We start from the raw sequence: 26,167 nt of genomic DNA, 5'->3' as shown, positions 1-26,167 counted from the left end.
TCGCAGCATACCGCTACAGTGCAAAGCCGCTGCGTCGCGGTGATGACAAGATTAATTCGTCGCTGGTAACACCTGTGCCCTTGCCCTGGCGCCATCTTATCTGAATACCAGCTTCAAAAGCCTGATACTCCACAGCAAATGCTTTGCCTATGTAACCCGCTACTATCCATTTGTCGGTAATTCGGTATTGCCCTTCAGCCATAATATTACCGCTTAACCCTGTGCTGCGATCGTAGTCTAGTCTTGCTAATGCATCGTCAGGATCATCAAAAAAGTCACTCAGAGGAAAGCGCAGTTCATTTTGCTGCTTCACTCTTGAAAGCGCTAACGCACTGCGCAACTTTAACTGCCAATTTAGGGTTTCCAATGTGAGTAGTTCTGAATAGCCACCCACGCTAACGAAATAATCCGGACTAAAATAGCCGCCATTACCATAAGTAAACCCACTTAAATTCTTATCATAGCTGTTGTAACTCACGAAAGGACCCACGCGCCAGTAGTCTAAGTAGGAAGAAACATCCTCTGCCACATCGTAGCTAATATCAAAGCGCAGTGAGAACGCGTTATTATCGTCAACCCGATCGCCTTTAAGCGTACTTAATTGAGCAGTAGTCGCCGCTGACCACTTAGGTGCAACGACATAAGCAGCCAATAGCCGAGCGCCCTCTTCTATAACATATCCCCATGGCTGTTGATGATTACTATTAAACGTACCGGTTTGACTTAATAAGCTATCTTCTTTTGCTTGCCTGAACAGCGTTGCCGCCACCGTCATATCGGTAAAAAAGCCGGTAGCCGAAAGCTGCCCGGTTACCTCGGCATCAACAGGTTGTGAAAACATGCCGTACTCTAGGTTAGCGTAAAAATTAAATGCGTCAGCTTGATACAGCACTTCACCGCGAACACCTGTATCTTCAAAGCCAGATATGCCTTCAAAAGGTGCAGACACTGCATCGTCTAACTGGCCACCAGCAAACCAATCTCCCTGCGACGGTGTTCCACTGTAAAATTGCTTATAGTCGAAGGTGACTTGCCACAACCACTTATCATAGGTGCTGCCTATGCCTACGTACTGACTAACTACATCAAAATTCCCCAAACCATCTTGTCCGCTGCGCTGGCGTACATTTACGCCATATAGTGCGGTAAAAGCATCTTTAGTTTGGGCGGTAGTTACGCGTTCGTCTTCATTCAAATAGGCGTACAAAAATTGTTTTCTGGGCCAGGCGTTTTGTACCGTTTGTTGTTGAAGCTGCCTTTTTATTTGAGGATATTTTAACGCTAAGCGCCCAAGGGTAGCGCTATCGTCACGATTTAAGGTTACCAGTTCATTGGCGATAACTTCATTTTGGGGAGTGTTAGAAAGCACTTCTTCAAACGCACTTGTTGCAGCGGCTACATCGCCGCGTTCTTTTGATGCCCAACCAAGCAGCGCGCGCTCTTCAAGTGTTAATACTCTGATTTTTTCTAACTGCAACGCGGCATCTATGCTTTTGCTATACGCTTGTACTTCATAAAAACGAACTTGTCGTTCAGCCAGAGCATCGGCACATCGACGTAAGAATATTTCTGAATTAATACTACACGCTAGTGTAAAAGCCTCGTCTACTTTGTTGCTCGCAACGAAGGTAACGTACTGGCCTTCGTTATCGCCTATTAGCGCGAAAAGCATGGCCGCCAACTCGAACTGCTGCGCATCGTAATAGTTCCATGCTTTTCCTTGTAGCAGTTGCGCCACGTAACCGCTGCTATCGTTATTGAGATACTGTTGCAGTTTTTCAAAGTCATTTAACGACAATGCTTGCTGTACTTTAACGCCTTTAACGCCATTTAGTCCTTGCTCAACCGACTGCTTTTGGCTATCGAGAGTTGCAATGCCTTTCGCCTGCTCAAATTGCTGTTGCGCGACATCAAGCATGTTTTTGTCAAGCGCGGTCCACCCTATCAACAGATAAAAATCAGTGCGATTCATCGCATTACTGAGCGTTGCAAGCTGTTTCACTTTTGTCGTGCTCGCTGCCGCCCGCGCTTTTGGCGTTAGCGCAGCGAATGCTTCTAGCGGTGCTTCAGGCTTTGGCTGAACTTCTTGTGCTGGTTTTTCTACCTGTGAGGGAACAGACTGCACGTTTTGGTTAGTTTTTCCATTAATGCGCTCCAAAGCAGTTATTACTTCATCGGGTATTTCCCAACGAGGATATTCCGCTTTTAGTCGATAAAACTCTTCATTTGCAAGACGTATTTGTTTTTCATTGATGTGGTACCACAACCCTGTTGTATCTGGTTGCTGAGACGCTAATGGCGCAATATTGAGCTCTTTTTCTTGATACGTTGTACTGGTCTGAGCCAATACGTCAACACTCATTAGTAACGCAGTCGCTACACTGAGATACAAAACATTGTTCAAATTACTCACGACGGATTATCCATAACAGCCAACATAGACAGCAATGTTAAACTTGCTGAGTAATAGTCTGTGGTGCGATTTATTTCAGGCCAATCTACCTCTGTACCTTGTGTTAGGTGAGATACAGCAGTTTCTACAGCACGCATCCCCACCGTCATCTCATAATCTGCTACTTTTTCTGTCAGTAAATTCACGGTAGCCGGTGTTTTTGGCTGCTCCCACCACGCATTAAATGGTTCAAACAATGTGGAATGCTGCTCAATAGTGCTTGAACCACTCCACGCTAAATGCAGCGGTATACGTACGGCATTGAAGCCATATTCAGCAGAAATGACCTTATCTAATGACAGTCTCACTTCTTTACGGTGATTGTTGTCTACGCGGTTGCCAATGCTGTTTTCGACCCTGACCCAATCACTGGGTAGCCCATATTGAGAAAATTGCGATTTTGCGAGCAGTGCCAAGCCACTCGTATAAAGCTGATTCCACTTTTCGGGTTGATTGGCGTGCTGTGCAATGTCCTTTAGTGCAGGAAAAATCCAGTACGACAAGTTAACTTGGACACTGCTATCATCCTCAAAACCGAATTCACCAGGAAGTAGTAAGGTAAGCTGTTCAGTATCTTTGATAAGCGTTGATTCCACTTTATCAATGATAGCTGTTGCCGCAGAAGCATAATCTTCGTCGCCCCATTTATCAGCAGCGCGAAGTAATGCCCAAGCAATTAAAATTTCGCCATCAGATGCGTTGTTAATGTCGTCAATACACGCGCGATCATGAGTTGGACAGGGGCGATAGCGCCAACTAAAAAGTTTATCTTCTCGCTGCAACACACGCTGCGACCACTGCCATAACGCATCAAAGGTATCTTTATCGTTAGCCCCCACAGCAAACAGCATGGCGTAGCCTTGCCCTTCACTGTGCGACACATTGCCATTACCCGTATCTAGAACGCGCCCGTCATCAATAAACAGCGCTTTGTATGCCGCAAAATACTTTACGAAAGTCAGGTCTTGTTGTGTAGAACACGAGGCTAGTAGCACAACTAACGCCACTACTAACCCGTGAAATATACGCTTTACCATGCGTCTTGCACTTGTTTGTTTCTGCGCTTAAGCAACGTATACATGACGAAGCTTACAATTAGGACAAGAGCGATAAAGCCTATCAGCCAATACCATGGATTATTCGACAACCACAAACGCAGATGCAACCAGCTATCATCAGCTTCACCCACTTCAAATTTGTCACTGATCTGCATTACTAGTGCGGGTGATAAATTATCTTTCCATGCAAAGAAATCACCTGCCAATTGGCCCCACATCGACAAGCTCACTAGGTCTTGAATACGCTGATGTAGTATTTCAGGTGTTTGTGCCGCGACAATAAATAGTGTCTCTCGCTGGGTCGCAGTAGGATGCTGTTGAGCAGTTAGAATCGCCTGCTGCCCTAAGTCACTTTCTTGCACGGTATGGCCATCAACTCGCATCTCTTTAAAAGACAAGTCTTCACTTAACGTACGTACATGATTGTACAAGTTGTTTTGCAAGCGGTAAGACCAACGCTTGCTGGCTTCAATTGCAGTATTAAATTCCGATTGTTCAACTTGCGTAAGGGTTTGTGGTGTACCCAATACAATAAGCGAACCCTCTGTATCCAAATTATTTCCTATTTTAATTTGTAAGTTCAACAGTGGCGCTCGCGCTACCTGAGCAAGTTTAGCCGCCAAGGTTAACGCACTGTTTAGAAATGCTTCACTTGGCGCATTAATGGTTGCGATAGGTGCTGATTTAAACCGTGCAAAAGGATAAGCCGCCTCAGAAAGTAACGCCAAGTCCGGCTGAACGGCCACATGACCTGCCGAAGGCAAATCAATACCCGAAGAATTATCTAGTTGAAACACCAAATGTGATCCTGGAATATCATCACAGGGTACACCAGCAAGCGGAGCGCGTGAGGTAATATCAAAATCAATATTGTTTGTACCACCTTTAAAATAACGCGCAGGTATCGACAGCTGATAATCTCGATAAGATTGTCCGTTCGTGTTGGTTAACGAAAGACCGTGTACCAACTCGTCATTTACGCTCACGTTCATAATTGAACCAGGGCCAAAACCAGCGCCATAGGCAAAATCCAATAATAACTTCACACTGGCATTTTCGGGCACATAGAAATCAGCCGGCAACCTAAATGACACGCGCTTATTAAAGTCATTTTCGTTTCTAAACTGTGCTGTCGATATGCCAAAATCTTCAAACGTATAGTGCTGACCAGGCGCCAATACTCTGTGACGCTGAACTTTACCGGCGTCCATCTCTGATTGCGAAAGTACGGTCACTTGGCTAATTGGATTCAACGCATCATCCATTACCGCTAAGGCCTTTGCGGCCTGGTGAACTTCTTCCTCAGTCGTTCCACTGACAATAAGTCGATAACTCGCGGGCACGATAACCTTATCGTTGGCAATGACCGCGGGGGTGCGCTGTGCACGTAAAAATGCACCATCAATCTCGTTAGTGAGTTCATCTGTCAATACAGCAGCGAGTTCGGCGGCAGTCCCCACTAACACATGCACTGGCTGCTTTGGTTGTGACGTTAGGTACCATGCACTGCGTTCAAAACGTTGCACGTTGTCTTGTTGCCAATAGTCGCCTTGCGTATTGTTAATTTCAGGTAACACATAGCTTGCTTCGAACACATCGTGAGACACTGACAATGGTTGATATTGATTGCGCAATGCTAACGCTTGGGCCACAAGCGGTAACGTTGTTTGTTGTATTTCAAGAGAAGGCGCTTTTGCCGTGTAAAGCGAAACTGCACGCTGCCCACCTATACCGGGGTTGAAAAAGCCACTCAGTTCATCAAGCGTGAATTCGCTTTCATTTATCGATGTCGTCAGTTTAAGCGTAGAGTTGTAGATATTAATCTCACTCCACAATTCAGGTGCGTTACCGTTTACACATTGTTCTGCATAATGCTGACTAACAGCGAACGTAAGGGTATTAAAACCAGGGCGCCACAGGGTTTTGGGGATCGTCATTTCAGACACCAGCGAGGGGCGATCTGGATCAAAGGCAATTTGACCAATGGTGGCATTATTGAAGCGAACATAAAGTTGAGAGCGCTTTTTGATTAATGCTTGCGAGCTGACGACTTCAAGTCGAAGTAACGCATTGTCGATATCGGTAACGGCACTTAGCGGGATAGCAATATCGACACTATCCGATTTTCCCTGCATACGGAGCGTACTGTCACCACCAAAGAAATCGGTTAATCGAAATGTTTCCGTTTGCGCACAAAGCGAGAAAGACATCAATAAACACGCACATAATGTAAGGTATTTTTTTATCATTATTTTTCCTTTGCCGGTTTGATATAAAGTCCAATTCTTCCGGCAACTTTTCCCATTAAAACAAGCACGTGAAGAAAGACAGGCTTTATGCCTACCTTAAGCACATGCTTTACACCGTACCAATACGATATCGCTCGAGTTCGCCTGCGTTGAAATGACATCCAGCGCAAGCTATCGCAAAGCGCAAATGATACCACCTCGTTTATTTGCGTATCGGTTTCAGGCGCAAACCGTACACGCAAAATTTTTGATTCACTGTCATAGTGCAAAACGTCAATTGGAATATGTACATTCTTATTTTGCGCATGACTCCATGATGTAAATATAGCTTGCTTGGGTACAAGCGCACCTTCGCCTTTCAGGCGCAATCGAGCACCACCTAACGATAAGTCAATAAGATCGCCAACCCACGCTTCATCGCTTCCCGCTTTAATGACAACGCTGTTAGTAGCAGGCAAGCGCGCTTGAGCACGCACTTGTTTGCGCTCTAGAAGTACACTCATTACTGATAGCAACAAAAGCAAATTAAAGCTATTCCATAGCATTACTACCACTGTCAGCTCGCGAGTGAGTGGCTCGGTAATAAACTTGTACACGCCTGCAAACAAGGCAAAAGTAATAATCAGTATTAGCCAATAAAACACATTAGAGAGCGGTGAAACAAAGGTATGATCAAGACTCTCTCCTTTTGGTGTAACCACAAAAGAAGGCGCTCTTGGCTTGAGAAACACTTTAACCAACGCATTCAGCGTAAAGGCACACTGCAAAATTTCATACAATTCTGACACCAGAGGCCAGCGCGTTCGCCCAAACAACATCGTTGAGATAGTGTAAGTGGCAATAACATGCGGGACGGTAAATGCGAGAATTTCGAGCATAGAGGCGTGATAAACCTGTAAATCAAACACCAAGTAAGCCAATGGCATAAGCAGAAAAATGATGCGTGCAAAAGGAAAAAGCCAAAACATGATTGAACTCATGTAGCCTACTCGCTGATACCACTTTAACCCTTGCGCTTTATAGGGCTTTTTAAGCAGCAGGATCTGGGTCATACCTTGCGCCCAGCGCATACGCTGCTGAATGAATGCATCGAAGGTTTCAGGTGCTAAACCACTTACCATTGGTCTGTCTACATAAACGGACTCATAGCCCATTTTATGCAAATCTAACGCTGTTTCTGCATCTTCGGTAATTGATTCTCCGGATATTCCACCCACTAAATTTAGATGGGCGCGACGCATAAGTGCAGCAGAACCACAGAAAAAAGAACTTCCCCAGTAATCGAGCCCTTTTTGGATGGTGCCATAGAACATGTCGTTTTCTGAAGGCATTCGAGTAAACGCAGAAAAGTAGTTTCGTTCAACCGGGTCAGGGTTTGCCATAAAGTGAGGCGTTTGTACTAAGAACACTTTCTCGTTTTTCAGCATCCATGGCACGGTCCTATCCAAAAAGTCAGACGTGGGGACATGATCAGCATCTAAAATAACAATCAATTCACCTTGGGTGTTTTTAATTGCGCTATTTACGTTACCGGCTTTAGCAAACTCATTTTTTGCCCGGGTGTGATAGGTAATCTCTAACCGTTTACATAGTGCCTGCAAATCCGACCGTCGCTGCTTGGCCGTTTGCGCTGCTATGGGATTATCAGCGTTGATTTTCTGATCGGTACCACCATCATCTAGCAAGTGAATAAATAACTTGTCTTCAGGATAATCGAGCATTTTTGCAGCCCGAATTGTCACTTCCAGAATGTCTTCATCTTCATTGTAACTGGGGATCATGACATCTACGGTAGGCAATGTTGCTTTATCCATTCCTTCTAAGGTCAACAAGGGACGACTGAGTGGAAAGGCGTTCACGATTGCGCCCAGTATCGAGGTGATCCCCGCGTAGATTTCTGCCGCAAACAGCAACCAAACCGCAATTAACGACAATACATCGGAATATTTGAGCGTATAAATGCCGCGCCAAAGCAAATAACGGATACTCAACGCAACCGCTAAGACTAGTGCTAGTGTACGAAAAAAGTGTTGGTGTTTTTGTGCGTGATTCGCCTCTTTGCTGCAAAGCGAAATAACAATAAGAATGGTGACAGAAGAGAAAAGTTGCCCAAGAGCATCAATAGGCGCAAGCAGAAGAAGCCCTAATAAAAGCGCTGCAACCCAAAATAGTACAAAAAACTGTGTTGTATAGTGAGGTCTATGAGTTTGCCAATTGTCCAAGTTCACGTTCCAGTACGTTTATATGCGTTACATTCGCATAGTTCGCCCTGTTAATTAACGTGATCTTGCCATCAGACATATCAACTTCGTGGTTGCTCATATAGAACATTCTAGAAATCGCATCCCTTTGTTTCTTATTGCTTTTACTTGCTACTAACCAAGCAGGATAAGTCACAAAGCCAAACACTGATAACGCGAATAAACCGTAGAAAAGTGCTGGTGACATCGTTGGAGCCACGTACAGGGAAAATAAAAACATAGCCATACTTGCTACGGTAAATATACCAGTAATTTTACGTAAGCGTATAACTTTAATAAGATTATTTTCCGCATCCAGCAACATTTTAAGACGTCGCTTCCACAGTGTTTCAGTTTCGAGCGTTGTGCGCGCATCCACCAGTAGCGGCTTTTCTTCGCCTGCGATGGTGTCAGTAAAGTGGTGCGCAGCATCAATAACGTTTTCGGCATTATCGCCGCAAGACGTACCAACACGTTTATGTTCAAGCGCTTTAACATCACCAAATTGTTGCGAATTATCGAATAATTTCACTACGCACACTCCTCTCATCACTACATATCGAGTCTACTTCCACTCTTCCTGAGGAAAAATTGCTGAAATCATACTTATTGATTAATAATAATACGCTTTAATACCTTATCTGCCATTGAACTTTAGCTTATTAAACTTTGGGATAGTGAGTATTGGCAGAGCGTAGAGAGGTTTTTGAGGGTGGAAAGGACGGCGCCCCCCGCCTTTAAAGCAAGGGGCAAAGGCGATGATTATTTGTGCTTTTTTACGCTGCGCTGAATTTTCAGCTTGCTTACAATGCTGATTAAGTTGCTCACATTAAATACTGTGCCGAAAATACTGCCTACAGAAAAAGCGTAAATAAGCCCTAGCGTTTCCGCGACAAGAAAAACTTTACGAATTGTGTGTGTATCGCGAATGACTAACGAGCCGACGGTAAATATAAGGGAAGACGCATAGGCAATAAAAATAATCCAAGGATGTGACAGTACAAACCACTCGTACAACAAGAAACCTACATTAACCCCGACAAATAAAAACAGTATGCCGTTGCTACGGTATTTAATAGCAATAAAATTTCGCAAACTCGCGAGTAATGTGCCAACACCTGCAGCCATAGCATCAAGCATAAAGAAGTGAGCACTTAGTGCGGCCAGCGCAAAAGCAGAAATAAGCAAGTAACGGTCGACATTATTTTGTCGATAGCCGATAAAATTAAGAATGACAGCAAGCGCTCCAAACGCTTCAGCGACAATGAGCATGAAAAAGTTCTCTTGTTAGAATTTTAAATAAAACGGTTTACACAAATTTTTAAACTCAGTGGTATACGCGTTGTCCTGTGTACGTATAACAAGGTGCTCTGGTAACACTTCTCTTATTTTATGCCGGCTAAATCGCATGGCACATAGATAGGGTTGGCTTTGACTATTGTGCTTTACATGTAATACCCGCGAGAGGTGTAAGTTGTGTGTAGCGGCACAATTCATTACTTCAGTTAATGATGAGTACGGATAAACACAGTAGATCACGCCCTCATTAGCTAAATTTTTGGTGCAAAAGCGAAAAAAATCACTAGGGCTTAAATTTGTAGTTTGCCGAGCAACGGTTCGCGCACTCGTTTGCAAGCGATAGGCATTTGTGTTTTTCGTGTTTGCGTCGAAATAAGGTGGGTTAGCAATTATCACGTCATAAGGTTGTGATGTATTAAATTGTGTGACATCACAATGAATAAGGCGCAATCTTGACGACCACTTTGTATTGGCAAAGTTTAGTGATGCTTGTTTTGCAGCGTTATCATCAATTTCAATCGCATCAATAAACGCCTTTGTTGGCGAGTTTTGCGACTTTTGAGCCATCATCAGGGCTAATATTCCCGACCCCGTTCCAACGTCAAGAATTGAGCTTGCGGTTTGAACATTAGCCCAACTTCCCAATATCATGCTATCGGTATTGACCTTCATGGCACAGTTGTCTTGCGCCACAGAAAACTGCTTACAATGAAACATGATAGAACTACCACACTTAATAACTGATATTAGTGACTTGCTTTCCAATAAGCCTGTTTGTCTACTACGCACTAACTTCAAATACGCGGTACTATTCTACCACTTTTGCAGAGACATCATATTCCTAGCAACGTCAATAGCATGAACAGGACGATACTTTTTTAGTGGTCCTTTCATTACTGTTTGCCATATTGGCGCAGTTTTCTGTGCAATATCTTCTAGAAAGCGTGATTCATTGCGCTCCCCGAGTAACAAAGAGGGGCGAACGGCAGAGGCGTGCGGAAGTTGAGGCATGCGCATTATGGCGTTTTCTAGCTCACCTTTTACTCGCAAATAAAAATTACTACTTTTGGCATCTGCACCCACTGATGAAATCCACACAAAGCTATCAGCGCGTTGTGCTCGTGTTAGCTGCGCCGCAACGTGCACAAATTCAAAGTCTACACGGCGAAACGCTTGCTTTGAGCCTGCGGTCTTTAGTGTTGTTCCCAAACAACAGTACACGTGATTAACACTAAAATACCCCTGATAGTCCTGCAGATTATCGAAATCGATAACAACTGGTTTTAACCTTTTATGAGGGTCATTAAACATCTGCGCCGATAGCGGTTTTCTCACTAAACAGGTGATTTCTGTATAACGTCTATCTTGTAAAAGTATATTTACAAGCGTTCGTCCCACCAAACCTGTCGCTCCTAGCACGATTGCGGTTTTCATACTTCACACCTTGTATCATTAACTGGTTTCTCTACAATTAAACCTTCGACAGGTAAATATGCAGATAAAAATGAAAAAAGCCCTTTTGATTGGAGCCGCTATGCTCTCTACTGCTTTAAACGCTGAAACGCTCACTATTGAGCGTATTTTCTCTTCTCCCTCGTTAGATGGCAACGCACCGCGTTCATTAAAGGTATCCCCCGATGGACAACGCGTAACCTTCTTAAAAGGTAAACAAACCGATTACGAACGTCTTGATTTATGGGAATACCACATCGAAAGTGGTGAGACCCGCATGCTATTCGACTCTAACGATTTATCTAGCGGCGAAGAAGTTTTATCAGACGAGGAAAAAGCGCGACGCGAGCGTATGCGTTTATCGGGTAGCGGCATTGTAAGCTATCAATGGTCTGATGACGGTAAAGCCCTTTTATTCCCACTTGGCGGTGATGTATTTTATCACAAGCTCGGTGAGAAAGGCGCAAAGCAGCTTCTTGATACCGACGCATTCGAAACCGATATCAAACTATCGCCCAAAGGCAATTACATTTCTTTTATTCGCGACCAAAACCTATACGTAAAACACATCGCGTCTGGCAAAGAGATGGCTATCACCAAAGAAGGTGGTGGCAACATTAAGTTCGGTATGGCTGAGTTTGTCGCACAGGAAGAAATGGGCCGTATGACAGGCTACTGGTGGTCTGGCGACGAAAGTAAAATTGCTTTCACTAAAGTGGATGAAAGCCCGGTTGAGGTTATTACCCGTTCAGAAATTTATGCTGACGATATCAAACTTATCGAGCAAAAATACCCTAAGGCAGGAACGCCGAATGTTGTGGTAGAGCTCGCTATTCAAGACATAAATACCGGCAAACGTACGTGGGTTGACCTAGGCGAAAATAAAGACATTTACTTTGCACGCGGCAAATGGATGCCAAATAGCACAACGTTTACTTATCAATGGCAAACCCGCGACCAGCAAACGCTAGAGCTTCGTGCATTTGACCTTTTGTCAGGTAAGCAAAATGTGCTATTAACCGAAACCAGCAGCACTTGGGTTAATCTGCACGACGACCTTTATTTCTTAAAAGATAAGGGCCAGTTTATTTGGGCGTCAGAGCGAGATGGTTACAAGCACCTTTACCTTTTCGACAACAGCGGCAAGTTAGTTAAACAGCTAACAAAAGGCGACTGGGTTGTTGATGATGTAGAAGCCATCGACCTTGCTAACAATCAACTTTACTTTTCTGGTCGCAAGGACACGCCACTAGAAAGCCATGTTTACAGCGTTTCTCTAGATGGCGGTGAGATCAGTCGCGTAACTGAGCTTGGTGCCTATCACAGCGCAGCGTTCAGTAAAGATGCGTCAATCTTTATTGACCGCTTCTCTACCATCAATTCACCTGCTCAAGTTAGCCTAAACGACGCGTCGGGTAAGCGTATTACGTGGCTTGAAGAGAATAAGGTTGAACAAGGCCACCCGCTTTACGCCTACATGGACAGCTGGACAGCGCCTGAATTTGGTGACATTACGACTAAAGACGGTGCAACACTTAAATACCGCATCTACACGCCACAAAGCGCGAAAGAAAACCCGCAACAAAAACACCCTGTTATCGTTTACTTATACGGCGGCCCACACGCCCAAGTAGTGACGAATAGCTGGGCAGGCAATCGCGGTTTACTTTTCCAACACTGGGTAGACCAAGGATACGTAGTGTTTACGCTAGATAACCGCGGCTCAAACTATCGCGGCAAAGGCTTTGAAGATCCAATCTATAAGAAGATGGGCTTTATTGAAGTTGATGATCAAGTAGCAGGCGTTGAGTTCTTACGCACACTTCCATTTGTTGATGCTACGCGAATAGGTGTACACGGCCACAGTTATGGCGGTTATATGACGCTTATGACCATGTTCAAAGCAAGCGATTACTTTGCAGCAGGGGTGTCTGGTGCACCGGTGACCGATTGGCGTTTGTACGATACGCATTATACAGAACGCTACATGGGCAACCCTAACACCGACAATGATGCATATACTGCATCGTCAGTATTCCCTTATGCGAAAGACTTAAAAGGCGACTTGCTTATTTACCACGGAATGGCTGACGACAATGTGCTGTTTACCCATTCAACAATGCTATACAAGCATCTGCAAGACTTGGCTATTCCATTTGAAACCATGGATTACCCGGGTAAGAAACACAGCATTCGCGGAAAGCAAACGGGTATTCACTTATACAAGACAATAACCAATTTCTTTGAAAGAACGCTAAAATAGAAATAACTAGATGATATATAAGGGTATAACTGAAATTTATCGTTATACCCTTTTTTTTGCGTATTAAACTTTATAATAATTTTTTGCTACAAGGTTTGTTAAATTTTTCTTCATAGTGTAGGTTCGAAAGTGAGCATTTTGCTTACCCACTGTAAAAAACAAATATAAAAGTGGGATTAAACAACAGGTGGAATAAAGTGGTACCTATGAAAAATAATAAATTTACCCCTTCTCTTATCGCGGCTGGTTTAGCACTTTCAAGCTTCAGCGCTCTTGCAGAAAACGACCGTTACATTATCCAAGTAGACAACAACGCAAAAGGCATTGTGAAAGCAATTGCGAAGCAATCTGGTGCGGACATTCACGTTGATGCCGATGGCTTTATTGCAGCAACATTTAGCGGTAAGTCGCTAGATGACGTAAAAGGTATTTTGAATAACCCACACGTTAAGTTAGTCGAAGCAGACTTAGTACGTAAGCCTATGGCACTGTACAACGATGATGCGGGCAACCCTGAGCAAACCCAGCTTACTCCTTACGCAGTATATCAATCACAAGCCGATCAAGTAGCATTTAACAGCAATGCTGGCATGAAGGTATGCGTTATAGATTCGGGTTTAGACTCATCTAATGCTGACTTTAACTGGGCAGGCATTACTGGTGACAACGATCCAGGTACAGGTAACTGGTTTGATAACGGCGGCCCACACGGCACACACGTAGCGGGCACAATCGGTGCTGCAGATAACGGCTTTGGTGTTGTAGGTATGGCACCGGGCGTTGATATGCATATCATTAAGGTATTCAACGCAGCAGGTTGGGGTTACTCATCTGACTTAGCACAAGCTGCTCAGCTTTGTTCGCAGGCAGGGGCTAATATTATCAACATGAGTCTTGGTGGCGGTGGTGCAAACTCTACCGAAGAAAATGCCTTTAAAGACTTCGTTGCTGCAGGTGGTCTGGTTGTAGCGGCTGCTGGTAACGATGGCAACAGCGTGCGTTCATACCCAGCAGGCTACTCTTCAGTCATGATGATTGGTGCAAACGATGCCGACAACAACATTGCTGATTTCTCTCAATATCCTTCATGTACGTCTGGTCGCGGCAAGCGCGTAACCACAGATGAAACCATCTGTGTGGAAGTTACCGCTGGTGGTGTTGACACGCTTTCAACCTATCCAGCAGGCGGCGCCTCACTTTCAACAATGAGTGCAGATGGCGTTGGGTTCGCTTCATCTGCGATGGAAAATACAGGAAACGCATCAGCGTCTACTTATTTCTTCGGATTGGGTGACAGTGTTGATGCAAATGCGGCAGGCAAAGTGTGTGTCATCGACCGTGGTAGCGTGTCGTTTTATGACAAAGTTAATAACTGTGAACTTTCTGGTGGCGTAGGTGCGGTTGTTATTAATAACGAACCGGGCATGCTTTACGGCACACTAGGTGATACCAACGATACAAGCATTCCGGCGGTCGGCGCTGCATTTGAAGATAGAAGTGCTCTAGTTGCCTCAAGCACTATCGATATTTCTATTGGCGCAAGCGATTACGGTTACATGAGCGGTACATCAATGGCAACACCAGCAGTAGCAGGTATTGCAGCATTGGTATGGTCGAATCACCCTACGTGTAGCGGTGAAGAAATTCGTAGCGCACTGAAAGCAACTGCACAAGATGCAGGTGCAGCAGGTAAAGATGACTTCTTCGGATACGGTATTGTAAAAGCTGCCGATATGGACGCTTACCTTACTCAAAATGGTTGTGCTGGCGGTAACGGCGGTGGCGACAATGGCGGCGGTGATACAGGCGGTACGGGTGACCTAACGCTGAGCGCTACAGGCTACAAAGTAAAAGGTACGCAACGCGTAGATCTTTCTTGGGCAGATGCTACATCATCAAATGTTGATGTTTATCGCAACGGCAGTGTTATTGCGACAACAGCCAACGATGGTGCTTATACTGACGCCTTGAATGTGAAAGGCGGCGGCACTTACAGCTATCAAGTATGTGAAGCAGGCACTACGACCTGTTCTGCAACAGTAAGTGTTGTATTTTAAAACACATTATTACTGACACACAAAAGCGGGCATGTAGCCCGCTTTTTTATTATTCGAATCAGCCCTATTAAGCAAACAATTGCGTTGCTAGGTTTTTCTGAACAGCTTGGGCAGACGATGCGCTCAATTCAATTTCGATAGCGTCAGCTTTTCCTGAAAGCCATATTTTGAGTTCTGCATCCGTATCGAAGTGCCCCGCAGTCTCTACAATAAACTGCGTAATCGATTTATACGGAATTGAATGATAGTTCACCTTGCGTCCAGTCAAACCTTGTTTATCAATAAGGATAAGACGTTTATTAGTGAAAACACTTAAGTCACGGACTAGTTTAAATGCTGACGTCACCACTTCATTGTCTGCAAGGATTGGTGACAATTCTTCCTGAACGTCCGAGGCATCCGTCTCACTGGCATTTCCCATGATAGTATCAAATAAGCCCATATCAATTTCCTTCTAGGCAGAGGCAAGTTTTACTCGCCATTGAACTCGATGCGCAAGTGGCTTGGGTTTGTCTAAGGCAAAACCCTGCCCATAATCGACCTTTAACTCACGAAGCACATCTGCTGTTGCTTTATCAACAACAAATTCAGCCACAGTTTGTTTACCCATGCTATGCGCAATATTATTTATCGCAGTTACTGTAGCATGATCGATTGGATCGTGAACAATGTTTCGAACAAAGGAACCGTCAATCTTTACATAGTCTACGTCTAGGTTTTTAAGGTAAGTAAATGAAGACATACCCGCACCAAAATCATCGAGTGCGAAGCTACAACCGATATCACGCAGCGTCGAAATAAAGTGTTTGGCCGCGTTAAGGTTAGTTACCGCGGTGGTTTCTGTGATCTCAAAGCAGATTTTTTCAGCAGGTACACTCGTGCTTTGAAGGCGCTGTGTAATTTTATGCAGCGCCATTTCGTCACCTAGGGTAATGCCCGATAAATTGATCGCGACTTTTCCAACATTGTCGATATGAGCAGGGTTTTGCTCTAGTGTTTTAAGCGTATTCTCCACTACCCATAAATCCACTTTATTCATCAGACCATGACGTTCAGCGAGCGGTATAAATAACCCTGGGCTTACCAAGCCTCCCTCGTTTGAATTAAGTCGCAATAAAATTTCGTAGTGTTGGAGCTGTGAAGTATGTGCACCGTCAGGCACAGACAAAGGCATTATGGCTTGGCTATACAATTCAAAGCCATCGTTTTGCAGCGCACGATGAAGCGCGTGCAGTACCTGATTTTCACTATCGTCAATCGCCATTTGACCATCGCTTTCCCTATACACAAAGTAACGATTGCGACCTAAGTGTTTTGCTTTGTAGCAGGCGTTATCAGCCGCTTTAATTAGCGCTTCTGCACTCGTTGTGCTGGTGTTTATCTCAATAACACCAATGCTGGCACCAACAAAAAATAGCTTATCATCGTACACAAAGCGGTAGTTAGAAATCGCAATAAGCAGTTTATCAAGTACCTTTGTAACGTCGTCTAAGCGTTGATTTCTAAAGATAATACAAAACTCATCGCCACCAATACGTGCCAACAGGTCTTTGCTATTTACATATTGCCTAAATATGGTAGAAATTTCTTTTAGCAACTTGTCGCCAGCGGGATGGCCGCAACTGTCATTAACCAGCTTGAAGCGGTCCATATCAACAAAGCACATTACGCTTTGCTTCACTTGTGCACTGCATTGCTCATGTAGTGATATCGGGGTGATATTAGTACTGGGGGACGCGCTTGCTTTGTCTTGTGTTAAGTCGCTCAACAACGAACGAAGCTGTGCGTCAAAGGCATAGCGGTTGAGTAGCCCTGTAAGTTGATCGTGATTTGCCTGAAAGTACACCTCTTCTTGCAGAGCGAGTTCTTTGGTTACATCGCGAGCAATACCTTCCACGGCAATCAGCAAGCCATCTTCATCTAAAATAGGCGTGTCGGAAAACTCGATAATATGATCATGTCCAGATTTACCACGATAGTGAACTAAATATGGCTCTGGCTTTTCGCCTCGTGCAATGGTTTGGCGTATCTCAAATGTCTCGTCAGGCACTTGCCTTACAAATTTAGACTCATCAGCACAAAAATCTTTGGTGTTGTAGCCCAATATATCTTCAATACCTGCACTCACATAAACAAAGCTGTGCTCGGCAGTTTTGGTGTAAACGAAGTGACGTTGCATGCCGTCCACAAGACGCCGATAGCGCTCTTCGCTGCGCTTTAAATCTTGCTGAGCTCTAAAGCGTTCGGTGACGTCGCGTATGGTTATCGCAATGTTGCTGCCCGCCTTAACCACTTGCACCTTAAGCCATTCTGGCGCGACCTTATCGGATGTTGCTGCGATATGCGCTTCATAAGGTACGCCTGTTGTAGCGACTTGAGTAACACGTACAAAGTCGCCGTCAAAACACAGGTAGCGCATCTGTTCGGATAGCGTCATCTCTTTCAGTTCGTCACATGCGCCTCGAAATAGATATTTGCTGTAGGAGTTCGCTTCAACCAACTGAAAATCATCAGCTTTGGGTTGATAGATAAGTAACGCATCAAGAGAAGCCTCGCTGGCAGTGAGATAACGCTGCTGACTAGCCGAAAGCTTTAGGGCGCCTTTGAGTTGTTTGTGAAACACGTAACTGACTAAGGCAGACATCAGTAACCCTATCACAATTACCAACATTCCAGGATTGTAAGGACTAAGTAGAGACTGCATCGACAGCACTAACTGGCGTTCAATAAAAGGAAACGGCGAAAGCGACACAATAGTACCATCGCTAATCAGTTCACCGCTCTTAAATAACAAACTGTCATCGGCAATCATCTCAAAGTTAAATTGAGGCCCCACTAGCTCTCCTAGCATTACTCCTAAAATAGTCTGAACATCGAACCCTGCTACCACATAGCCATGTTCAGGCTCTTGCGGACTGATAGCGCGGCCAACCAATATATGGTGATGGTTGGTCTTTTCAGAAAAAATAAGCGTGCTTTCCAGTGATTCAGATAAGTTGGCGATAGTTAAACCCAATGCATCCATAGGTAGGCCTATAAGTGCATTATCAATGCGTGTTCGCATGCCCAAAGACGGTGTGGCGACCCACTGTATCGTGCCCTTCTCATTTATGAAGACCAGCGAACTAAACCCTTTTTGCATGCCCATTAGTGACATAGCTTGCGCATTAAACCAATCAACCTGATTAGGTTCGAAGGTAGGCCAATTCAGCATAAGGTTGTGAATAGCTTGAACTCGTTCGGTTGAAAATACTTCCAAGCTAATTTTGACTTGTTCAGCAACAGACTGTGCTTTGGAAATTCGTGCCCGCTTTTCATCTTCTTGAAGATAAATCCCTGCGGATAAAAACAATGTACTAAGGAATATGAATAACATCGTCGGTAAAGCATAAACGCGATGATTTATTCGTTTTAACATGGGGAACACTCGTTGAACGCTTGCGTGCAAAGCCTACGCGAGAAATATGAAAATATTATGAATTGTCCTATTTACAGTGATAACGTAGGACTTATAAATAAAAAAGAGCGCTAGTTACATGAATTCAACGTCTTCAATGCCTACGTTCGAGAGCATTAAACAGGCTTTTGAGCGAATAAAACAACACGTAAAACAGACGCCTATTGTCGAATCAAGCTTACTTAATGAGTGGATGGGACAGCGTATTCTGTTTAAAGCGGAATGCCTGCAAACCATAGGTGCTTTCAAGATCCGCGGCGCAATGAATTTTCTCGCTCGTTTAAAAGAAGAAGGCCACTTGCCGAAATACGTAGTAGCCAATAGTTCTGGAAATCATGCTCAAGCCGTTGCTTATGCGGCAGCACACTTTGGAATAAAGGCGACAGTATTTGCAAGTGAGAACATATCCCCTATAAAAGCTGCCGCAACACAAAGTTATGGTGCAGACCTCAAACTGTTTCCAACCCGTATCGAGGCCGATAATGCCGTAAAAGAAGCGGCAAAAGCGAGCGATACGGTATGGATGCCACCGTTTAATCACGAAGACATAATTGCCGGTCAAGGCACCGCCGCACTGGAAGCCCTCGAGGAAGTTGGCCATGTTGATGCTGTATTTGCTCCGTGCGGAGGTGGAGGGCTGCTATCTGGCACTTTGCTAGCAACTAAAGCACTACAACCTGATGCCTTAGTGATTGGCGCGGAGCCTGCCGCTGCAAACGACGCCTCAATGTCACTGCAAGCCGGAGAAATTATTGCGCTTAAAGAAGCGCCAACCACGCTCGCTGACGGCGCGGCCACTCCATCGGTAGGTGACATTACCTTTCCCATTTTACAAGAGCTTGACGACTTTTATGAAGTAGACGAAATTCAAATCGCTTACTGGACACAATGGCTTCATCATTTATTAAAACTGCATATTGAGCCCACCTGTGCCATGACAATGGCGGCTGTCGCGTCTTGGGCAGCGAATACGCCTAAAGGGCAAACTGCGCTGGTCATACTATCTGGCGGAAATATCAGTCAGACTGCAATGACTAAAATTTGGGAACGCGACTTTTTACTGCAGCCCCCCATTTTAGATACCGACGATAACATGGAAGAAGAATAACGATATGAGTACAACTCCCTACCCGACAACCACTCAAGTAGCACTAAGTGGACTTAATTCGATAAGACAATCTTGCTTAGCGCGCGCATCTATTTTGGCGCTGAGTGTTTGTTTAGGCGCCCTATCAAGTGTTACTCACGCAGCAACGTTAGTTGATAATGTCAAAGGGTACACGCTTGATAATGATGGCAAACTCATGACCTTTTCGAACTTGGTGATGGAAGACGGAAAAGTTGTAGCGGTAAATATTTCGCCAACCAAGGACAGCTCGAAATTCGACATTGACAGTACCATTGATGGTGACGGAAAAGTGATGCTTCCTGGGCTTATTGATGCTCACGGGCACTTGCTTGGCCTTGGCGCGAATCTACTTGAGGTGAATTTACGCGACAGCAAAAGTGCACAAGATGCCGCCAGTATGGTGGCTGATTACGCCTTTGCTAACAATACGCAGTCGTGGATAACAGGCAGAGGGTGGAACCAAGAGCTGTGGTCAGACAAAGCATTTCCAACTGCCGCAGATTTAGACAACGTGGTATCGGACCGCCCTGTATTTCTGACCCGTGTTGATGGCCACGCCGCATGGGTCAACAGCAAAGCCATGGCGCTAGCTGGGATCACCAAAGATACCGTTTCGCCGGTTGGTGGAGAAATAATTAAAGATGCAAATGGAAATCCTACGGGCATTTTTATTGATAATGCATCGTTGTTGATTGAAGAATATCTGCCTAAAGCCAGCAATGCGATATACGAACAGCAACTTCACGCAGCAGGTGAGCACTTACTATCAAATGGCATCACATCGATGCACGATGCGGGTGTAAGTAGAGACGTTTACGACTTCTACCTAAAAGAAGCTGTAGAGGGCGATTTACCTGTGCGCATTTACGCTATGGTTAGCGCGACAGATCCCGAGCTTTCTACCATGCTTGGCAATGGTGTAATTCGCGATAAACAAGATTTCTTGTATATTCGCTCAGTAAAAGCGTATGGCGATGGCGCCTTAGGAAGTAGAGGTGCTGCACTACTTGCCCCTTACTCAGACGCACCTCATCAGCACGGTTTGTTGTTAACGCAACCTGAAGATATGACTCAGCTTTTCACAACCGTTATTGGTGCAGGTTTTCAGCTTAACTACCATGCCATTGGCGACAAAGCTAACCATGTTGCACTGAACGAGTTTGAGTCGACCTTTGACACTATTGGCGGTAGCGAGCTTCGTAATCGCATTGAGCATGCTCAGGTTATTGCGCCAGACGACCTTGCTCGTTTTGCTGCTTTGAAAGTACTGCCTTCTATGCAGCCCACTCACGCAACGAGTGATAAAAACATGGCTGAGGATCGCATTGGAAAAGACAGAATGAAAGGCGCTTATGCATGGAAGACACTGCTTGATTCAGGTATAGCGTTGCCGCTGGGCTCTGACTTCCCCGTAGAACTTGCTAACCCCTTCTACGGTCTTCATGCAGCGGTTACCCGCCAAGATCGCAATAACCAGCCAGTAAAAGGTTGGTATGCTCATGAGGCGCTGACCATCGAACAAGCGTTTAAGGGCTTTACTCTGGATGCCGCATACGCCGGCCACATGGAAGATACCCTTGGCACGCTAACGCCAGGAAAATGGGCCGACTTTATCCTTGTAGACCAAGATATTTTTACAATTGATGCTAAAGATATTTGGAAAACAAAAGTACATGCTACTTATGTGGCAGGCAAAAATGTATTTGAAAGCAATTAATACTGTATGCGACATTCTGTTTCGAACGCTGGCTTGTTGAGCCGCGGTATTGGCGGCCTTGGCGCCGCCTTGTTAGTTTTAAATGGCTTAATTGGTGCAGGTATTTTTGCGCTGCCCGCCAAGATGGCTGCCGAACTTGGCGCATTTAGCCCGTACATATTTTTGATTTTCGGTGCCCTTATGCTCACCGTTGTATGGTGTTTTGGGCAACTTGCAAGCCTGTATCAAGAAACGGGTGGCCCTGTAGTGTATGCCAGAAATGGATTCGGTGATGCCGCTGCCTTTCAAACGGGTTTTATTTACTATCTTGCTAGGGCAACGGCAATTGCCGCAAATATGCATGTACTCTTGCTGTATGCGGGATATTTATGGCCTGAGCTGAATACAGGCATTGGTAAATCTATCGCCATCGTTGTGATAACAACAGCGTTAATTACGGTGAACATTGTGGGCTTAAAAGCCGCAATGCGATCACTAGATACACTCTCGTTAGTAAAGTTACTCCCTTTTGTCGTGCTTATTGCTGTGGGTTATTGGCAACTAGACCTCAGCGTGTTTAATACATCTCAAGACAATGCACTTGTGATCCCAGCGTTGGATACTATCTCAGCCGGTGCGCTTTTAACCTTATATGCGTTTATCGGGTTTGAAACCGTTGTAGTGACAAGCGGCGAAACAAGCTCGCCAAAGAAAACTATTCCGCGCGCATTAATGTTCACTGTGGCCAGCATCGCCTTGTTTTACTTCTGTGTACAATGGCTTTACTGGCATACCGTTGGCACACAACAGCAACTTGAACCACAACAAAATGCACCACTTATCACGTTGGCAAACATCATATTCGGCAACACTGGAGCGCTGGTCATGACATTCACGGCGGTAGTGTCGGTGGCAGGAAACCTTCTGGCTAATATGATTTCTACCTCGCGCTTAACCTACTCTATGGCGCACCAATCTCTGATACCTGGTAAGTTAGGGAAAAATGGCCTAGGTCGCGTGCATCAACGGTTTGCTACACCGCACATATCTATACTGGTCTTGGGTATTTTTGCTGGGCTCATGGCATTAAGTGGCAGCTTTGTATGGCTTGCTATTTCCAGTGTACTTGCAAGACTTGTCGTATATGCAGTGTGTATTGTTGTGCTTATCCGTGCTCAGCACGAACTCACTCAGTCACCCACTATCGTTAATCGTCTGCTACCTTTTGTAGCGCTTTTAGTATGCATCTGGTCAGTCACACAATGTTCGACAAGTGCATGGCAGTTCTTACTTGGTGAACTTGTAGTAGGAGCGCTTCTCTACACTATTTGCAGCAGAACTCACGCGCGATAATGCAGCTAAAGGCTAGCGATGTATAATGCGCGATATTGATTTCGCAATATAAAAAGGTTTTTACGTGGAAATTGTCGTTATTCCTGTTACCCCCTTTGCCCAAAATTGTTCACTAATTTGGGATCCATCGACCAACAAGGGCGCGTTCGTCGACCCCGGTGGTGAGACCGATAAACTGATCGCGGCAGCATCAGCGCGCGGAATCGATATAGACAAGATAATACTCACCCATGGTCACCTTGATCACGTGGGCGGCACAGTAGCAATAGCCGAGCATTATGGCGTACCGATTGTAGGCCCACATATTGGAGATAAATTCTGGTTAGATGCATTGTTACAACAAAGCCAAATGTTTGGGTTCCCACCCGCTGAACCGTTCACACCGCATACATGGTTAAACGACAACGACTCAGTTCAAGTAGGAAACCTTTCCCTTGATGTCCTGCATTGTCCGGGCCACACCCCGGGGCATGTTGCACTGGTTGAGCGCGCGAGCAACAAGGTCATTGTGGGGGATATTATTTTCGCAGGCTCTATTGGCCGTACCGACTTTCCTCAAGGCAATCATCAACAACTTATCGATTCGATAAAGCAGAAAATCATGGTATTACCAGATGATATGACTATTTATCCGGGACATGGGCCAACAACAACCGTTGCTAAAGAAAAGTCATCAAATCCCTACGTATCGGGAAGGTTTGGTTAAATCGAAGGTTTAGATTAATCAAAGGTATGGTTATATGAAATAATGCGTGCTGCACTTTGCGTTTCGCTTTATTCGGCAAAGCTCAACACGCACTTTATAATATCGGCTCTGTGCTTATTCGTAAGCGCCGCTGGCATAGTGTAATTCATAGCTGTGGCTATAAATTTCTAATATATTGCCAAATGGGTCTTCCATGTAAATCATACGATATGGCTTTTCACCCGGGTAATAGTAGCGAGGGGCTTTCATACGCTTTTTACCACCCGCGGCAACGATCTTTTCAGCTAACCCTTCCACATCTGGGTCTTGAACACAGAAATGGAAAATACCGGTTTTCCAGTACTCGAAATTATCCTCTGGGTCCTCTTGGTTACTAAACTCAAAAATTTCTACACCTACGCGATCGCCAGTTGAAAGGTGCGCTATGCGAAACTTCCCCCACCCTGGGCCAAACACATCAGTACACATCTCCCCGATGGCCGAGTCATCTTCAACAATTTCAGTTGGCTTCATAATCAGATACCAACCAAGTACTTCAGTATAAAACTTCACTGCGGCTTCTAGATCAGGTACTGAAATGCCTATGTGCGAAAACGTACGTGGGTACGGTGTCTTTACTGCTTCAGTCATAACTCACTCCTGCGATTTTGCTTAATTGAAAGTGCATTTATGGTAGCTAGACATACAGAAAACATGAAATTATCATTAATTCTCAAATTGATAATTTAAATTTATACCTATGCTCAATCCAACATGGTTAGATACGTTTATAACGCTCGTAGAGACCGGAAATTTTACGAGAACGGCCGAGCAACGATTTATGACGCAGCCCGGTGTAAGCCAGCATCTTAAGAAACTAGAAGAAGCATGCCGATGCGAACTAGTCGTGAGATTGGGTAAAGGCATTCAGCTGACTGAACAAGGCAGACGGGTGTATGAGTATGCTCGTGCCCAAATAAACAAAGAACAAGACTTTATCGAAAGCCTGCAGTTTGATGCTCCGTTCGAAGGTAAATGTGTGGTGGCGTGCTCTGGTGCGATAGCGCAACGTATCTACCCTGCCTTACTTAAATTACAATCAGTTCATCGCGCACTGACCATTCATGTTGAAGTTGCACCTCGACGTACTATCTTACAGGGCATTCGAGAAAACAGTATTGCCCTTGGAATAGTGACTAATAGTCCTAGCACAGAAGATATTGACTGCACCTATGTCGGTGAGGAAACACTCGCGCTTATACTCCCCAAAGCAGCAATGCCAATAAAGGGCAGCAAAGACGGTAACCCAATCCCTATTGATAGGCGATTAAACCAGCTTGGATTGATCAATCATCCCGATGCGATGCACTACTTACAGCGTTACATCAAAGACAGTGGCGAGGAAAAACTTGCAAGCCTAAATCCAAACAAGCTGCCTCATTCAGGCTATATCAACCAGTTGTCACAAATTCTTCTGCCGGTCAGTGAAGGGCATGGATTTACAGTGCTCCCAAAAAGCACGCTAGCATACACCCATGTTGCAAGTAAGTTGACGGTTCATGATGGTCCAAATGAGGTAACAGAGCCGCTATACTGTGTGCAAACACCGCATAGTTCACTACCCGCCCGCTATCAACTGATTAAAGATACACTGCATGACGTGTTGTCATAGTGCATATCTAACATATTGCAGCTGGCATTGGATTGTTATTTAACAACGTGAGTGAAGAGAAGGGTCTGGTGACACCATTTCAGATTCTTTTTTGTGTTCCGGTACATCAACTTTACCACAAGCAATCACTTCGCCCTCTTGCCACAGTTTCCACTCACCGCGTTCATAAATGTCCCATTGCTCATCATTGGTTAGCGGCTCGGTAGCGATAATGCTTACCACATCTTTAGGGGTAGTTTCAGCGGCAAAATCAATTTCCACTTCGACATCTTTTAGGCATGCAGGGCCAAAAGGTGCCCGACGCGTAATACTAGCAAGTTTGGTACTGCAAAACGTGAACAGCCAATCGCCGTTACTTAATAAGCAATTAAAAACGCCTTGTTGAGCATAACGCTGCGCTAAAGTAACGAGTGTTTGTGCAAGCGCTTCTGGCGCTGTATTACGAGAAAGGTTCTGCCGCACATTATTCATAATATCGCAAAACAACGATTCGCTATCGGTATCCCCGACGGCTTCATATACTCCGCTTGAAGGTGTAAATTGCGGAAGTTGCCCATTGTGCGCAAAAACCCAATATCGGCCCCATAACTCACGCGTAAAAGGATGCGTATTGGCAAGATTAATATTGCCAACATTGGCTTGCCTAATATGACAAATTGCGTTTTTACTCTTAATAGGCAAGGTTGATACAAAATCGGCAATGGGCGATGTGGCACAAGGTTCAGGGTCATGAAACATTCGAACTCCCTTACCTTCGTAAAATGCAACGCCCCAGCCGTCTTTGTGAGGGCCGGTTTCACCACCACGACGGGTTAGCCCTGTGAAACTAAAACACAAATCCGTAGGAGTATTGGCACTCATGCCTAAAAGTTCACACACCGCCTGTTCTGCCTTCATATCAGTTAATAACTATAGTCTGCCAGAGCATACGCAAGGTATGTCTACTAATCAATTCGTCCTTAGGGTTAACCGACAAAGGAGCCAACATTAGTTGGCTCCTCGTTAAACTAGAGCGTGTTGACCTTTGCCGTACGTTTTTGCAGCAAAGTGTTTAGCATTTAGACAAGGAAGTGCACACGTCGTGTAGCCATCTACATAAGTGTGC

General features: G+C 44.9%; 19 protein-coding genes. 7 read left to right on the top strand and 12 right to left on the bottom strand.

Going from position 1 to position 26,167, the window contains the following annotated elements; translation table 11 throughout:
- Positions 1-13 precede the first annotated feature (13 nt).
- The 8 genes from LHL20_RS12035 to LHL20_RS12000 form a co-directional block, all read right to left on the bottom strand.
- Positions 14-2,413: a cellulose synthase subunit BcsC-related outer membrane protein gene (locus LHL20_RS12035; RefSeq protein ID WP_226433472.1), complete on the bottom strand. Its 2,400-nt coding sequence runs from the start codon at positions 2,411-2,413 to the stop codon at positions 14-16.
- Positions 2,410-3,489 carry a glycosyl hydrolase family 8 gene (locus tag LHL20_RS12030; RefSeq protein WP_226433471.1) on the bottom strand — a complete coding sequence of 360 codons (1,080 nt, stop codon included), beginning with the start codon at positions 3,487-3,489 and terminating at the stop codon, positions 2,410-2,412. Before LHL20_RS12030 ends, LHL20_RS12035 begins: the two co-directional genes overlap by 4 nt.
- On the bottom strand, positions 3,483-5,759 hold the full coding sequence (locus LHL20_RS12025) for a cellulose biosynthesis cyclic di-GMP-binding regulatory protein BcsB (RefSeq protein WP_226433470.1): 2,277 nt from the start codon (positions 5,757-5,759) through the stop codon (positions 3,483-3,485). The genes LHL20_RS12030 and LHL20_RS12025 overlap by 7 nt, the downstream gene beginning before the upstream one ends.
- A complete protein-coding gene (gene bcsA / locus LHL20_RS12020) occupies positions 5,759-7,981 on the bottom strand; it encodes a UDP-forming cellulose synthase catalytic subunit (RefSeq protein ID WP_226433469.1) in 2,223 nt (740 codons plus the stop codon). The genes LHL20_RS12025 and bcsA overlap by 1 nt, the downstream gene beginning before the upstream one ends.
- Entirely contained in the window at positions 7,959-8,531 is a 573-nt protein-coding gene (locus LHL20_RS12015) for a hypothetical protein (protein ID WP_226433468.1), read from the bottom strand. Before LHL20_RS12015 ends, bcsA begins: the two co-directional genes overlap by 23 nt.
- A 230-nt stretch (positions 8,532-8,761) precedes the next feature.
- Positions 8,762-9,271: a YgjV family protein gene (locus LHL20_RS12010; protein ID WP_202262517.1), complete on the bottom strand. Its 510-nt coding sequence runs from the start codon at positions 9,269-9,271 to the stop codon at positions 8,762-8,764.
- 15 nt (positions 9,272-9,286) lie between these two features.
- Entirely contained in the window at positions 9,287-9,991 is a 705-nt protein-coding gene (locus LHL20_RS12005) for a tRNA1(Val) (adenine(37)-N6)-methyltransferase (protein ID WP_226433467.1), read from the bottom strand.
- A gap of 120 nt (positions 9,992-10,111) precedes the next feature.
- Positions 10,112-10,732: an NAD(P)H-binding protein gene (locus LHL20_RS12000; protein WP_159627797.1), complete on the bottom strand. Its 621-nt coding sequence runs from the start codon at positions 10,730-10,732 to the stop codon at positions 10,112-10,114.
- A gap of 70 nt (positions 10,733-10,802) precedes the next feature.
- On the opposite strand from LHL20_RS12000, the gene LHL20_RS11995 reads away from it, so the two are divergent.
- Complete coding sequence (locus tag LHL20_RS11995) at positions 10,803-13,013, top strand: S9 family peptidase (protein WP_226433466.1); 2,211 nt, start codon at positions 10,803-10,805, stop codon at positions 13,011-13,013.
- Between the two features lie 206 nt (positions 13,014-13,219).
- Positions 13,220-15,070 carry a S8 family serine peptidase gene (locus LHL20_RS11990; RefSeq protein WP_226433465.1) on the top strand — a complete coding sequence of 617 codons (1,851 nt, stop codon included), beginning with the start codon at positions 13,220-13,222 and terminating at the stop codon, positions 15,068-15,070.
- Positions 15,071-15,137: 67 nt separating this feature from the next.
- On the opposite strand, the gene LHL20_RS11985 is transcribed toward LHL20_RS11990, so the two are convergent.
- Both LHL20_RS11985 and LHL20_RS11980 read right to left on the bottom strand, forming a co-directional pair.
- On the bottom strand, positions 15,138-15,512 hold the full coding sequence (locus LHL20_RS11985; protein WP_159627791.1) for a PH domain-containing protein: 375 nt from the start codon (positions 15,510-15,512) through the stop codon (positions 15,138-15,140).
- A 12-nt stretch (positions 15,513-15,524) separates the two neighbouring features.
- Positions 15,525-18,488 carry a putative bifunctional diguanylate cyclase/phosphodiesterase gene (locus tag LHL20_RS11980; RefSeq protein WP_226433464.1) on the bottom strand — a complete coding sequence of 988 codons (2,964 nt, stop codon included), beginning with the start codon at positions 18,486-18,488 and terminating at the stop codon, positions 15,525-15,527.
- A 118-nt stretch (positions 18,489-18,606) separates the two neighbouring features.
- On the opposite strand from LHL20_RS11980, the gene LHL20_RS11975 reads away from it, so the two are divergent.
- The 4 genes from LHL20_RS11975 (at position 18,607) to LHL20_RS11960 (ending at position 23,411) form a co-directional block, all read left to right on the top strand.
- Complete coding sequence (locus tag LHL20_RS11975; RefSeq protein ID WP_226433463.1) at positions 18,607-19,635, top strand: serine/threonine dehydratase; 1,029 nt, start codon at positions 18,607-18,609, stop codon at positions 19,633-19,635.
- A gap of 4 nt (positions 19,636-19,639) precedes the next feature.
- Complete coding sequence (locus tag LHL20_RS11970; protein WP_226433462.1) at positions 19,640-21,373, top strand: amidohydrolase; 1,734 nt, start codon at positions 19,640-19,642, stop codon at positions 21,371-21,373.
- A gap of 6 nt (positions 21,374-21,379) precedes the next feature.
- Positions 21,380-22,705: an APC family permease gene (locus LHL20_RS11965; RefSeq protein WP_226433461.1), complete on the top strand. Its 1,326-nt coding sequence runs from the start codon at positions 21,380-21,382 to the stop codon at positions 22,703-22,705.
- A gap of 64 nt (positions 22,706-22,769) precedes the next feature.
- On the top strand, positions 22,770-23,411 hold the full coding sequence (locus LHL20_RS11960) for an MBL fold metallo-hydrolase (protein ID WP_226433460.1): 642 nt from the start codon (positions 22,770-22,772) through the stop codon (positions 23,409-23,411).
- A 114-nt stretch (positions 23,412-23,525) separates the two neighbouring features.
- On the opposite strand, the gene LHL20_RS11955 is transcribed toward LHL20_RS11960, so the two are convergent.
- Entirely contained in the window at positions 23,526-24,041 is a 516-nt protein-coding gene (locus LHL20_RS11955; RefSeq protein ID WP_226433459.1) for a lactoylglutathione lyase family protein, read from the bottom strand.
- Between the two features lie 109 nt (positions 24,042-24,150).
- Here LHL20_RS11955 and LHL20_RS11950 point away from each other — a divergent pair, with 109 nt between their 5' ends.
- Positions 24,151-25,062: a LysR family transcriptional regulator gene (locus LHL20_RS11950; protein WP_226433458.1), complete on the top strand. Its 912-nt coding sequence runs from the start codon at positions 24,151-24,153 to the stop codon at positions 25,060-25,062.
- Positions 25,063-25,101: 39 nt separating this feature from the next.
- Here the strand turns inward: LHL20_RS11950 and LHL20_RS11945 are convergent, their stop codons facing one another.
- The gene (locus tag LHL20_RS11945) at positions 25,102-25,941 is read right to left on the bottom strand and encodes a class II glutamine amidotransferase (RefSeq protein ID WP_226433515.1); all 840 of its coding nucleotides are present in this window, start codon (positions 25,939-25,941) and stop codon (positions 25,102-25,104) included.
- Positions 25,942-26,167: the final 226 nt, after the last annotated feature.

The sequence above is a fragment of the Alteromonas sp. McT4-15 genome (assembly GCF_020515205.1).
Taxonomy (GTDB): Bacteria; Pseudomonadota; Gammaproteobacteria; order Enterobacterales; family Alteromonadaceae; genus Alteromonas.
The sequence above is the reverse complement of the archived record's forward strand: the minus strand, read 5'-3'. Positions and strand labels throughout refer to the sequence as shown.